Below are 12,674 nucleotides of genomic sequence, written 5' to 3'. Positions count from 1 at the left end.
ACGGAGAGGGACCGGTCCCGGCGGCGAAGGGGCTAACCCTGGCCGTCCTCCTCCCAGCCGAAGCTCTTCTCCACCGCCTTGCGCCAGTTGTGGTACTCGCGGTCGCGTTCCTCGGCCGACATGGACGGCGTCCACTCGGTGTCCTTCGCCCAGTGCGCCTTGAGCTCGTCCAGGTCGTTCCACACACCGGTCGCCAGGCCGGCCGCGTATGCGGCGCCCAGGCAGGTCGTCTCGGAGATCTTCGGCCTGATCACCGGCACGTCCAGCACATCGGCCTGGTGCTGCATGAGCAGGTTGTTCTTCGTCATGCCGCCGTCGACCTTCAGGCTGGTGATGTGCACGCCGGAGTCCTGGACCATGGCGTCCACCACCTCGCGCGTCTGCCAGCTCGTCGCCTCCAGGACGGCGCGGGCCAGATGTGCCTTGGTGACGTACCGGGTCAGGCCGGTGACGACACCGCGCGCGTCGGAACGCCAGTACGGCGCGAAGAGGCCCGAGAACGCCGGCACGATGTACGCGCCGCCGTTGTCCTCGACGCTGGCCGCCAGCGGCTCGATGTCGTCGGCGGTCCGGATGATGCCGAGCTGGTCGCGGAACCACTGGACCAGTGCGCCCGTGATGGCGATCGCGCCCTCCAGGCAGTACACCGGGGCCTCGCTGCCGATCTTGTACCCCATCGTCGTCAGCAGCCCGCTCTTGGACGGGACGGGGCGGTTGCCCGTGTTGAGCAGCAGGAAGCTGCCGGTGCCGTAGGTGTTCTTCGCGCTGCCCACGTCGTAGCAGGCCTGTCCGAACACGGCGGCCTGCTGGTCGCCGAGGGCCGAGGCGACCGGTACCCCGGCGAGCTGCCCGACGGCGGTGCCGTACACCTCGGCGGACGACTTGATCTCGGGCAGCATCGCCTCCGGCACGTTCATGGCCGACAGGATCGACGGATCCCACTGGAGGGTCTGCAGGTTCATCAGCATGGTGCGCCCGGCGTTCGTCACGTCGGTGACGTGCTTCCCGCCGTCGGTGCCGCCGGTGAGGTTGTAGATCAACCACGAGTCGATCGTGCCGAAGGCGATCTCCCCGCGCTCGGCCCGGTCCCGCAGACCGGGCACGTTGTCCAGCAGCCAGGCCGCCTTGGGTCCGGAGAAGTAGCTGGCCAGCGGCAGTCCGGTCTGCTCACGGAAGCGGTCCTGCCCCTCCGCGCCGCCCAGCTGGGCGCACAGCGCGGCCGTGCGCGTGTCTTGCCACACGATGGCGTTGTGCACCGGCTTGCCCGTCGCGCGGTCCCACAGGACGGTCGTCTCGCGCTGGTTGGTGATGCCGAGCGCGCTGAGCTGGTCGGCCTTCAGACCCGCTTTGGCGATCGCACCGGCGACGACCGCCTGCACCTTGGACCAGATCTCGGTCGCGTCGTGCTCCACCCAGCCGGGCTTCGGGAAGATCTGCCGGTGCTCCCGCTGGTCGACGGCGACGATGGCACCGTCCTGGTTGAAGACGATGCAGCGGCTGGAGGTCGTGCCCTGATCGATTGCGGCGACGAACTTGTCCGTCATGACGTCCCCTTCGTCGTATCCGTCAGAAAGCTGCGTTGAAGATGAGTCCCGCCAGCGCCCCGCCGATCAGCGGTCCGACCACCGGAATCCACGCGTAGCCCCAGTCCGACGACCCCTTGTTGGGGATCGGCAGCAGGAAGTGGATGATGCGGGGGCCCAGGTCACGGGCCGGGTTGATCGCGTATCCCGTGGGACCACCGAGGGACAGACCGATGCCGACCACCAGGAACGACACGATCAGGATCCCGGTCCCGGACAGGGCGAGTCCCTTGGTCAGCCCGAACGCCAGGATCGGCAGCACCAGCGCGATCGTCGCGATGATCTCGGTGATGAGGTTCGCCACGGGATGCCGGATCGCCGGCGCCGTGGAGAAGATCCCCAGCGTCGGCTGTGCGATGTCCTTGTCGGCGTTGGCCTGGAACTGCGCGAAGTAGACCAGCCAGCAGAGCACCGCCCCCAGCATCGCGCCCACCATCTGGCCCGCGATGTACAGGGGGACCTTGTCCCAGTCGCCCGTGTCGATGGCGATTCCCAAGGTCACGGCCGGATTGAGATGCCCACCGGACAGCGGGGCCGCGGTGTACGCGCCCGCCATGACGGCGAAACCCCATCCGAACGCGATGACGATCCAGCCGCCGTCCTTCGCCTTCGAATAGTTGAGGACGACGGCGGCGACCACTCCGGCGCCGAACAGGATCAGAATCGCGGTGCCTATGACCTCACCGACGAAGATGTCTCCATTGCTCATGGCGGCTCCTAGGCCTGGCCGGGACGATCGGCCCCGGTTTTCTCCGTGCGGGGTGCGTTCCCTTGGCGACTTCAGCCGAAGGTGGGGCGTGTCCCGCGCCCCACCCGGCGGCCGTGACTAGCGTGCCGTCGCAACCGAGTCGCCGGAGGGGAAGGGGCCTGATGCGGGCGCAACCGCGCGGCGCTCTGCGTGGATACGCCGACACATATGGGGCGATGTCGGCTGACACCGGGAAGTGTTCACCGGCGTCCGGGGGGCGTCAAGGTCGCGGACGCCGACGGTTGGGGGACGTGCCGACGGCTCACGGACCGTCACCGATCCGGCCCGTGGCACGCCCGCTCGGGTGCGGGACGAACGACGCGGCCCTGCACGGACCGACAGGCAGGCCAGCTCCTGCCGAGCCGGGCAGTGGCCACTGACCATGGCTCACATGAGGTCGGGCGGACGGCCTCCGTCGACCTCGTGACAGAAGAATCTCACCGTCTGCCCGGGTCCGCCACCGCCCGCCCGTGCGGCTGACCGTGGGCTTCGTGGCTCCACGCGCCCATGCCACCTACCGGTGACAGCGGTCCGGCCCCTCACCGCACGACGACCACCGCGGACCCGTGCCCGAACAGGCCCCGGTTCGCGGCCAGCCCTCTCGGGCGCCGGGGACGTGCTGGCCGCCGGCGACTCCGCGTAACTGCCAGGTCGGCTCGCGCACCTGAGCGATCGCTTGCTCCGGCACCGCCTCACCGAACGAGGCCAGCCCCCCGCCCGTGTGCACCGGTATGCGCCCGCCCGGCCCCGTCGCCCCCTCCCGCAGCAGCTCCCCGGCCTCGCCGTGGACACGTCGTAGACCTCCGCCAAGGACACATGTTCGGGAAGCGCGGCGTCACCGTGGACACCGCCCGTATCCGGACGGCCTCCCAACGTCGCCCCGGCGACATACCCCGGGTAGCCGCCACGCACCGTGTCCGCGCCGACGATCGATCCGACGTCCCGCCATTCGAGTCCCCCGTCCGCGAGCGCCGCGCGGGCCGCCTTCACGCCGTACTCGACGAAGCCGCGCCCCCACTTGCCCGACGGACGCATGCCCGCACCGAGCACCGCCGCGTCCCGCGTCATGCCTCCACCCCCGTAGGCCGCCACTGCCAGGTCGTCCAGGCCGTCTCCGTGTCCTCGTGCAGTCCACCGGCGACGGTGATCCCGGGAGCCGCCTGCCCAGGACCACGAGACGCTCGGCCGGAAGCTCCACTGCGATCAACGTGCACGGCGCCCAGGGAAGTTCCGGATCGGTCACGTAGCGTGACGGAGGCCGGTACTGGCTCGCGAGGGAAGAGGGTCGGCGAGCAGAGGGAACACCGCGTGCCGAGCAGCCGGAAGCCCGGCGACCACGGGCGTACGCGTACGCGTACGTGGCATGAGCCCTCCCGGCGCCCTGTCTGACGGATCGTCAGAAGGGTGCCAGAGGCAGCCGCTGAACGACAGGGGACCGGACGCCTGCCCTGTCGCTGAGGGCACTGTTCCGGCCCTCGAGCGCCCCGAATCTCCACCCGCCCATCCATATCCCGGCCCCCGGAAGACGGCCTTCCACTGATCGGATACAGTCCGCGCGTGTCCGAATCTCAGCACTCCGACCCCAACTCCGCAGCGAACTCCCACTGTTCGAGCTGCGGCGCGCCCTACGGAGAGGGCGTTTCCGGCTGGCCGCGCACCTGCTCCGCATGCGGCACCGTGGCCTACCGCAACCCGCTGCCCGTGGCCATCGCGCTCCAGCCCGTGTACGACACCAAGGGAACCGCCCTGGTCGTCATCACCCGGAGCATCGCCCCCGCGCGCGGAGGCGTCGCCTTGCCCGGCGGCTACATCGACGACCGGGAGGACTGGCGCCAGGCCGTCGTCCGCGAACTCAAGGAGGAGACCGGCCTCGACGCCGCCGCGCGCGACGTGCGGCTCGTCGACGCGATGAGCTCGCCCGACGGGCATCTGCTGCTCTTCGGCCTGCTCCCCGAGCGCCCCGCCGACCGGCTGCCGGCCTCCGCAGCGACCGACGAGACCGAGGGGTGGCAGCTTCTGCGCAGGCCGGAGGAGCTCGCCTTCCCCCTGCACACGCTGGCCGTCCAGGCGTTCTTCGAGGGCCGTTACATCTGAGCCCGGCGCCCGCCGAGCCCGCGCACCCGCACCGGACGGGGCGACGCGATGGCGCCGTCCTCGTGCTCCAGCTCGACGACCAGCTTCTCGCCCTCCCAGCGGGTGACGTAGCGCTCGATCACCGGCTCCTCCCAGCCGTCGCCCGGATCCGGCACCACGAGCCCGCCCCCGGTCCGCCCGGGGGCGGGAGCCCACACCTCCAGCTCCAGCCCGCCGTCGTCCCCCCGCACGGGGACGACGGCGCCCGAACGCGCCAGTACGGGGATCCGCGACAGCGGCGCGTCGACGAACACCTCCCCGGGCCCTTCGTGGACCCGCTCCGTCGCCGTGTCGTACCAGCGCCCCCGCGGCAGCCGCACCGTACGCCGCTCGACCCCCCGCTCCAGCACCGGCGCGACCAGCAGACAGTCACCGAGCAGAAAGGCGTCCTCACAGTCGCGCAGCCGCCGGTCGTCGGGCGCCGACCACCACAGCGGACGGACATAAGGCGCTCCCGTGCGCCCGGCCAGATGCGCCAGCGTCACGAAGTACGGCAGCAGCCGGCGACGCTCGACGAGCGCCACGCGCGCGTGCTCCAGCACCGGGGGGCCGAACTCCCACGGCTCCCGGCGTCCCGCCCGCAGACTCGCGTGGGTGCGGAACAGCGGCAGATAGGCGGCCATCTGGAACCAGCGCAGATACAGCTCCGCGGACGGGGAGCCGTCGAAACCGCCCACGTCGGGCCCCGAGAACGGCACCCCGCACAGACCGAGCCCCATGACCAGCGACAGTGACGCGCGCAAACCCGGCCATCCCGTCGCCACGTCTCCGGACCACGCACCTCCGTAGCGCTGCATCCCCGCCCAGCCGGACCGCGAGAACACGAAGGGCCGCTGCTCGGGAGCCAGGTCCCGCAGCCCTTCGTAGCCGGCCCTGGCCATGTTCAGGCCGTACACGTTGTGCGCCTCCCGGTGGTCCCCGCCCCGGCCCTCCAGGGCGTGCCGGGCCGAACGGGGCAGCGTCGTCTCCCCGAACGCCGCGAACGAGGTCGGCTCGTTCATGTCGTGCCAGAACCCCGCGAAGCCCTGCCCGAGCCGCTCCGCGTACAGCGCACCCCACCACCGGCGCGCACGCGCGTGTGTGAAGTCCGGGAACACCACCTCGCCGGGCCAGGCGACCCCGCGCACCACACGGCCGGCGGCGTCCCGCACGAACGCGTCCTCGGCGCTCCCGCCGTCGTACACGGCGTACCCGGGCTCCGCGGCGACCGCCGGGTCCACGACGGACACCAGGCGTACGCCGTCCCCGCGCAGGTCCTCGGCGAGCTCCGGCAGCTTCCCGAACGCCTCCTGGTCGACCGAGAACACCCGGTGTCCGTCGTAGTGGTCGATGTCCAGATGGACCGCGTCCAGCGGAAGGCCCCGCTCCACGTAGCCCGAGACGATCCGGCGCACCTCTTGCGCACTGCCGAAGCCCCACCGCGCGTGATGGTGCCCCAGAGCCCACGAGGGAGGCGGTGTGGGCGCACCGGTGAGCGACGCCCAGACGAGCAGCACGCGCGCGGGGGGGCCCACCATGACCCAGCACCGCACGGGCCCGCCCTGCATCCGCAGCTCGCTCGCGCCCGGCCGGTCGTGCCCGGAGCCGGCGCCCTCCTCACCCTCACGCAGCGTCACCGTGCCGTCCCACGACGTGTCGTGGAACACCAGATGGGCGGCCGCGTCCGCCACCACCAGCTGCACCGGCATGGTGATGTACAGCGGATCGTCGGCTCGCCCGAACGCACGGCCCGGGTCCGTGTTCCACAACCGGTACGTGCCGTCCCTCAGACGCGGCCCCGACGCCCGCCCGCCCAGCCCGAAGAACCGGGCGTCCGCGGCGACCTCCGACCGCTGCCTCCACCGCGCCACCCCACCCCCGACCGGCTCCCACCACCGCGGCGGCTGATCCCGGCGCACCAGCACCCCACCGGGCGTCTGCACCTCCACCGCGCCGTGCCGAGAGATCACCACGGTCACGCGCTCGGCCACCACCCGCCAGCCGCCCTCCGTGTCCGGCTCCAGCACCGCCCGGGCATCCGGCTCAGGGGACCCCGCGAGCGCGTACGACGGCTCGGGGGACGCCCCGTCCCACCCCCAGAAGACCGCCCCGTTCACCGCGACGATCACGCGCAGCTCGGAGCGGCCGAACCGGATGACCCCGCCCCCAGGGCCGGGCCGCACCTCCTGCACGGTGCCCGGCACGCGGGCGCGCTCGGGTCCCCCCGGCGGCAACCCGGCGGCATCGGCACGCCGCGTACGCCACGCCGCCCGCAGGGTGCGCACGACATGGGCGGCCCCCGCAGCGCCCACCGCCTTCATCGAACGCACCAGGTCACGACCGTTCATGCTGCTCAGCCTGCCATTGAGGCCCCCCACGCGGGGGGTCGTTCAACTGCCGTTCACTCGTGCCCGGACCACATCTTCACGACACGGACTATGTGGGGCGCACCCTGGTGCCGAAGTCGATCACATGGCATCGTCCGTGTCATCCGCGTCACGCGCACACCCCCGCCGTGCGCGGCCGACGCACACGACGCGCAGAGTCCGGGAGCCACCCCATGACGATCGAGAACCCCCAGCCGCTCTGGCAGCCAGATCCGCAGCGCATCGCCGACGCCCAGATCACCAGGTTCCAGGCCTGGGCCGCCGAGTACCACGGCGCTCCGGCCGAGGGAGGCTACGCAGCCCTGCACCGCTGGTCGGTCGACGAGCTGGAGACCTTCTGGAAAGCCGTCACGGAGTGGTTCGACGTCCGTTTCTCCAGCCCCTACGCGCGCGTGCTGGGCGACCGCTCGATGCCCGGCGCCCAGTGGTTCCCCGGCGCGACCCTGAACTACGCAGAACACGCCCTGCGGGCCGCCGCCACCCGGGCCGACGAACCCGCGCTCCTGCACGTCGACGAGACCCACGAACCCCGCCCCGTCACCTGGGCCGAGCTGCGCCGCCAGGTCGGCTCCCTCGCCGCCGAACTGCGCGCCCTCGGCGTACGCCCCGGAGACCGCGTCAGCGGCTACCTCCCGAACATCCCGCAGGCCGTCGTCGCCCTCCTCGCCACCGCCGCCGTCGGCGGCGTCTGGACCTCCTGCGCCCCCGACTTCGGCGCCCGCAGCGTCCTGGACCGCTTCCAGCAGATCGAACCGGTCGTCCTGTTCACCGTCGACGGCTACCGCTACGGCGGCAAGGAACACGACCGCCGCGACGTCGTCGCCGAACTGCGCCGCGAACTGCCCACCCTGCGCGCGGTGGTGCACATCCCGCTCCTCGGCACGGACGCACCCGAGGGCGCCCTGGACTGGTCGGCCCTCACGGCAGGCGACCAGGAACCCGTCTTCGAGCAGGTGCCCTTCGACCACCCCCTGTGGGTGCTCTACTCCTCCGGCACCACCGGTCTGCCCAAGGCCATCGTCCAGTCCCAGGGCGGCATCCTCGTCGAACACCTCAAGCAGCTCGGCCTGCACTGCGACCTCGGCCCCGACGACCGGTTCTTCTGGTACACCTCGACGGGCTGGATGATGTGGAACTTCCTCGTCTCCGGCCTCCTCACCGGCACCACGGTCGTCCTCTACGACGGCAGCCCCGGCTACCCGGACACGGGCGCCCAGTGGCGGATCGCCGAACGCACCGGAGCCACCCTGTACGGCACCTCGGCCGCCTACGTCATGGCCTGCCGCAAGGCCGGCGTCCACCCCGGCCGGGACTTCGACCTCTCGAAGGTCCAATGCGTCGCCACCACCGGCTCGCCCCTGCCGCCCGACGGCTTCCGCTGGCTCCACGACGAGGTCCGCGACGACCTGTGGATCGCCTCCGTCAGCGGCGGCACGGACGTGTGCTCCTGCTTCGCCGGGGCCGTCCCCACCCTGCCCGTCCACATCGGCGAACTCCAGGCCCCCAGCCTCGGCACCGACCTCCAGTCCTGGGACCCCAGCGGCAAGCCCCTCATCGACGAGGTCGGCGAACTCGTCGTCACCAACCCCATGCCGTCCATGCCGGTCTACTTCTGGAACGACCCGGAAGGCACCCGGTACCACGACAGCTACTTCGACACCTACCCCGGCGTGTGGCGCCACGGCGACTGGATCACCCTCACCTCACGCGGTTCCGTCGTCATCCACGGCCGCTCCGACTCGACCCTGAACCGCCAGGGCGTCCGCATGGGATCCGCCGACATCTACGAGGCGGTGGAGCGGCTGCCCGAGATCAAGGAATCCCTGGTCATCGGCATCGAACAGCCCGACGGCGGCTACTGGATGCCCCTGTTCGTCCACCTGGCGCCCGGCGCCGTCCTCGACGACGCCCTGCTCGGCCGCATCAAGCAGACCATCCGCGAACAGCTCTCCCCGCGCCACGTCCCGGACGAGATCATCGAGGTCCCCGGCGTCCCGCACACCCTCACCGGCAAGCGCATCGAGGTCCCTGTCAAGCGCCTCATGCAAGGCACCCCGCTGGACAAGGCGGTCAACCCGGGCTCCATCGACAACCTCGACCTCCTCCACTTCTACGAGGACCTGGCCCGCAAGCGCGCCTGACCAGCCCGTGGCCCGGACCCCCTTCGCACGCCAGGCGAGTCCGGGCCACGCCCGGGCCCGTTGTCAGTGGCTCTGGTTACTGTGAGTGAGCATTGATCGCTGCACTGCTCACAGGGGGAAACCATGACGGACACCGACCGCAGCACCAAGCGACACGTCCTGCGCCGCGAGATCGCCGGCACGATCGGCCTGCTCACCGACGAACACGACTTCCGGGTCATGCGCCGCTACCGCAGCTTCACCTTCGACGACCACACGACCTACCTCGAACAGGTCGAAGCCGTCCTCCGCACCCGCGCGGCCCAGGGCACCCACACCACCATCGCCCTCTTCGACCCGGAGGACTACGCGGCCTTCTGCACCGGCACCGGCCTCGAACCCGACACCCCGGCCAGCCGCACCCGCTTCACCGCCGAACTCGCCACGACGGGCCCCACCGTCCCCTACGACGGCCGCCCGCTCACGGAGCTGGTCCCGGAACTCGTCGACGAAGCCGTCCGGCAGGCCACCTGGGAGTACGCCGCGATGCTCCTGGCGCGCCTCGGCCCTTGCGTCACCTGCGGTGAGGACATCGGCCGTGCGACCTTCACCCGCGCCTCCCGCCTCGTCACCCGCGTCCTCGACACCGCGCCACCCGGCAACCGCCACCTCGTGTGCAGCGTGACGGGCACCCCGGAGACCCTCCTCGCCGTCCTCCACGCAGACCAGCAGCCCGACGGCACCCACCACCTCGACGCGGCCGAACTGCTGGAGTTCACCACCGTCCTCGCCCTCGGCCTCGCCACCCGCAGCCCCGGCGGACTGGTCATGAGGACCAGCGCCCCGGGCACCACCGACCGCGTCTACGGCTGGCGCCTCCGCGCCGACCAGGGCGACGGCCTCGTCCCTCTCACGGCCGGTGAGGTCTTCGACGCCTACTGCACCGACGTGGACTCCGGCGACCTCATCTCCCCGGAGTCAGGCGTCGACTACTGCGTGCCGCCCGACCTCGGGGACGACGGGGCACCGCCGGCCCACCGGCACTGACGTGAAAGGGGCGCCCCACCCGCAGGTGGAGCGCCCCGGCACACCGCCGAACGCGTCCGGCTACTCGCCCGACAGCACGGCCTGAGCGGCGCTCCGCGCCTCGTCGGCGCTGTCCGTCGCACGCGCCGCCGCGGCCGCACGCTCGCACTGGGCCAGCGTGTACTTCGCGAGCGTCGCCCGGACGTACGGGATCGACGCCGACCCCATCGACAGGGAGGTGACCCCCAGGCCGGTCAGCACACACGCCAGAAGCGGATCCGACGCCGCCTCACCGCACACGCCACAGCTCTTGCCCTCGGCCTTCGCCGCCTCGGCGGACAGCGCGACCAGGTCGAGCAGCGCGGGCTGCCACGGGTCCTGAAGCCGGGACACCGCACCCACCTGACGGTCCGCGGCGAACGTGTACTGCGCGAGGTCGTTCGTCCCCAGCGACAGGAACTCGACCTCCTGCAGGATGGACCGTGCCCGCAGCGCGGCCGACGGGATCTCGACCATCGCGCCGAACTTGGCCCGCAACCCCGCCTCACGGCACGCGTCCGCGAACGCCTTGGCGTCGGCGCGGTCGGCCACCATCGGAGCCATGACCTCGAGGTACACCGGCAGACCCTCGGCAGCCTTGGCCAGCGCCGTCAGCTGCGTCCGCAGCACGTCCGGGTGGTCCAGCAGCGTCCGCAGCCCACGCACACCCAGCGCCGGGTTGGGCTCGTCGGCCGGCGTCAGGAAATCCAGCGGCTTGTCCGCGCCCGCGTCCAGGACACGGACGACGACCCGACCCTCCGGGAAGGCCTCCAGCACCTGGCGGTAGGCCGCGACCTGCTTCTCCTCGGACGGTGCCTGCTTGCTGTCGTCGAGGAACAGGAACTCCGTGCGGAACAGACCCACACCCTCGGCCCCGGCCTCCACGGCCGCCGGCACGTCGGACGGTCCGCCCACGTTGGCCAGCAGCGGCACCTTGTGCCCGTCCGCGGTGGCGCCCGGCCCGGTCGAAGCGGCCAGCGCGGCCTTGCGCTCGGCGGCCGCGGCCTCCAGCTCGGCCCGCTTCTGCGCACTCGGCTCCACGAAGACGTCACCGGTGCTGCCGTCCACCGCGACGACCGTGCCCTCGGCGAGCTCACCGGCGCCCGGAAGCGCGACCACGGCCGGCACACCGAGCGCCCGCGCCAGGATCGCGCTGTGGCTGGTCGGCCCGCCCTCCTCGGTCACGAACCCCAGGACCAGCGTCGGGTCCAGCAGCGCCGTGTCGGCCGGAGCGAGATCACGGGCCACCAGCACATACGGCTCGTCACTGTCCGGGACACCCGGCATAGGGACACCCAGCAGCCGCGCGACGATACGGTTCCGCACGTCATCGAGGTCCGCCACACGCCCCGCCAGGTACTCACCGGCACCGGCCAGCAGCTCGCGGTACGAGGCGAAGGCGTCGTACACGGCACGCTCCGCCGTGCTGCCGACGGCGATCCGGCGCTCCACGTCGGCCATCAGCTCGGGGTCCTGGGCCATCATGGCCTGCGCCTCGAGCACCGCCTGGGCCTCGCCGCCCGCCAGGTTGCCGCGTGCCATCAGATCGGCGGCCACCGCCTCCACGGCCTTGCGAGCGCGCCCCTGTTCGCGCTCGGCGTCCTCCGCCGGGATCTGCTTGGCCGGCGGTTCCAGGACCGCCGTCCCCATGTGCCGTACCTCGCCGATCGCCACACCGTGGCTCACGCCGACGCCTCGCAGCGTTGTCTCCATCTCACCCGTCTCCGTTGACGCGGCGGGCCCCGCCGCCGCGGTGGTTGTGATCGCTACCTGTACGCCGCCGTACGACGGCGGTGATGTCACTTCCAGGTGAAGAGACTCTCGCCGGCCTTCACTTCGCCGCTCTCACGGAGCTCGGACAGCGCCTCGGCGGTGGCCTCGAGCGCGACGACCGGGCACACCGGGGACTTGCCGGCGGCCTCGACCGCGGACGGGTCCCAGCGGACGACGGCCTGGCCGCGCGCCACGGTGTCGCCCTTGCTCACCAGCAGCTCGAAGCCCTCACCGTTCAGCTGCACGGTGTCGATGCCGAGGTGGGTGAGAACGCCGTGGCCCTGGTCGTCGACGACGACGAAGGCGTGCGGATGAAGCGAGACGACGACTCCGTCCACCGGAGACACGGCCTCGGAGGGCTCACGGACGGGGTCGATCGCGGTGCCCGGGCCGACCATGGCCCCGGAGAAGACCGGATCCGGTACGGACGCCAGTCCGACGGCGCGTCCGGCGAGCGGGGACGTCACGGTGGTCATGGGAAGCCTCCCAGGGGTGGAGATCCATAGGGCCGTCTCTGCCTGTGCGGGACGGCACACTGTTGAGCAGGGTATGTCACATGAAGTGCCGATTCCGCGCGAGCACTTCAGAGTGGTCTAGACCATACAGCAAACCGATTTGCACCCGCTCGTCGGCCGCGTGTACAGTCGTACTCCTGCTTGGGGGTGAGCGACGCCGTTGCGCGTCGTGGCCCGGCAGCACCCAAACTTGTCAGATCCTATCTTCGGATCCCTTTCTGCATGCCTGCGGAACGGTGGTCAGGAGGACGGAAAAACACTGATAGAGTTTGGAACACCGAAGGGAAGCGCCCGGAGGAAAGCCCGAGAGGGTGAGTACAAAGGAAGCGTCCGTTCCTTGAGAACTCAACAGCGTGCCAAAAGTCAACGCC

At 71.4% G+C, this 12,674-nt stretch carries 8 protein-coding genes and 2 pseudogenes; 3 read left to right on the top strand and 7 right to left on the bottom strand.

What is annotated here, in order from left to right; translation table 11 throughout:
* Window positions 1–32 precede the first annotated feature (32 nt).
* From glpK to ACFV46_RS25815, 4 genes and pseudogenes are all read right to left on the bottom strand, one after another.
* Window positions 33–1,544 carry a glycerol kinase GlpK gene (glpK, locus tag ACFV46_RS25830; RefSeq protein WP_385499906.1) on the bottom strand — a complete coding sequence of 504 codons (1,512 nt, stop codon included), beginning with the start codon at window positions 1,542–1,544 and terminating at the stop codon, window positions 33–35.
* Between the two features lie 22 nt (window positions 1,545–1,566).
* A complete protein-coding gene (locus ACFV46_RS25825; RefSeq protein WP_361935766.1) occupies window positions 1,567–2,292 on the bottom strand; it encodes an MIP/aquaporin family protein in 726 nt (241 codons plus the stop codon).
* Window positions 2,293–2,870: 578 nt separating this feature from the next.
* Window positions 2,871–3,399: pseudogene (locus ACFV46_RS25820) on the bottom strand (hypothetical protein).
* Window positions 3,396–3,650, bottom strand: a pseudogene (locus ACFV46_RS25815) (hypothetical protein). Before ACFV46_RS25815 ends, ACFV46_RS25820 begins: the two co-directional pseudogenes overlap by 4 nt.
* A 238-nt stretch (window positions 3,651–3,888) precedes the next feature.
* On the opposite strand from ACFV46_RS25815, the gene ACFV46_RS25810 reads away from it, so the two are divergent.
* Window positions 3,889–4,425 (top strand): NUDIX domain-containing protein, encoded by a 537-nt coding sequence (locus ACFV46_RS25810; protein WP_062673420.1) that lies wholly within the window; start codon window positions 3,889–3,891, stop codon window positions 4,423–4,425.
* Here the strand turns inward: ACFV46_RS25810 and ACFV46_RS25805 are convergent.
* The gene (locus ACFV46_RS25805; protein WP_385499905.1) at window positions 4,416–6,791 is read right to left on the bottom strand and encodes a TIM-barrel domain-containing protein; all 2,376 of its coding nucleotides are present in this window, start codon (window positions 6,789–6,791) and stop codon (window positions 4,416–4,418) included. The genes ACFV46_RS25810 and ACFV46_RS25805 overlap by 10 nt on opposite strands.
* A 212-nt stretch (window positions 6,792–7,003) precedes the next feature.
* On the opposite strand from ACFV46_RS25805, the gene ACFV46_RS25800 reads away from it, so the two are divergent.
* Both ACFV46_RS25800 and ACFV46_RS25795 read left to right on the top strand, forming a co-directional pair.
* Window positions 7,004–8,971 (top strand): acetoacetate--CoA ligase, encoded by a 1,968-nt coding sequence (locus ACFV46_RS25800; RefSeq protein WP_385499903.1) that lies wholly within the window; start codon window positions 7,004–7,006, stop codon window positions 8,969–8,971.
* A 123-nt stretch (window positions 8,972–9,094) separates the two neighbouring features.
* Window positions 9,095–9,997: a hypothetical protein gene (locus ACFV46_RS25795; protein WP_385499902.1), complete on the top strand. Its 903-nt coding sequence runs from the start codon at window positions 9,095–9,097 to the stop codon at window positions 9,995–9,997.
* Window positions 9,998–10,057: 60 nt separating this feature from the next.
* Here ACFV46_RS25795 and ptsP read toward each other — a convergent pair whose 3' ends face one another.
* Both ptsP and ACFV46_RS25785 read right to left on the bottom strand, forming a co-directional pair.
* Window positions 10,058–11,728, bottom strand: a complete 1,671-nt coding sequence (ptsP, locus tag ACFV46_RS25790) for a phosphoenolpyruvate--protein phosphotransferase (protein WP_361935757.1) — start codon at window positions 11,726–11,728, stop codon at window positions 10,058–10,060.
* Between the two features lie 86 nt (window positions 11,729–11,814).
* Window positions 11,815–12,264, bottom strand: a complete 450-nt coding sequence (locus ACFV46_RS25785; RefSeq protein ID WP_361935755.1) for a PTS glucose transporter subunit IIA — start codon at window positions 12,262–12,264, stop codon at window positions 11,815–11,817.
* Window positions 12,265–12,674: the final 410 nt, after the last annotated feature.

Source organism: Streptomyces sp. NPDC059852, from assembly GCF_042731455.1.
Taxonomy (GTDB): domain Bacteria; phylum Actinomycetota; class Actinomycetes; order Streptomycetales; family Streptomycetaceae; genus Streptomyces.
This window is presented reverse-complemented; position numbering and strand designations above follow the sequence as displayed.

Coding starts and splice junctions, on each gene's coding strand:
- glpK (WP_385499906.1), bottom strand. CDS start 1,544: ATGACGGACAAGTTCGTCGCCGCAATCGATCAGGGCACGACCTCCAGC.
- ACFV46_RS25805 (WP_385499905.1), bottom strand. CDS start 6,791: ATGAACGGTCGTGACCTGGTGCGTTCGATGAAGGCGGTGGGCGCTGCG.
- ACFV46_RS25795 (WP_385499902.1), top strand. CDS start 9,095: ATGACGGACACCGACCGCAGCACCAAGCGACACGTCCTGCGCCGCGAG.
- ptsP (WP_361935757.1), bottom strand. CDS start 11,728: ATGGAGACAACGCTGCGAGGCGTCGGCGTGAGCCACGGTGTGGCGATC.
- ACFV46_RS25800 (WP_385499903.1), top strand. CDS start 7,004: ATGACGATCGAGAACCCCCAGCCGCTCTGGCAGCCAGATCCGCAGCGC.
- ACFV46_RS25785 (WP_361935755.1), bottom strand. CDS start 12,264: ATGACCACCGTGACGTCCCCGCTCGCCGGACGCGCCGTCGGACTGGCG.
- ACFV46_RS25825 (WP_361935766.1), bottom strand. CDS start 2,292: ATGAGCAATGGAGACATCTTCGTCGGTGAGGTCATAGGCACCGCGATT.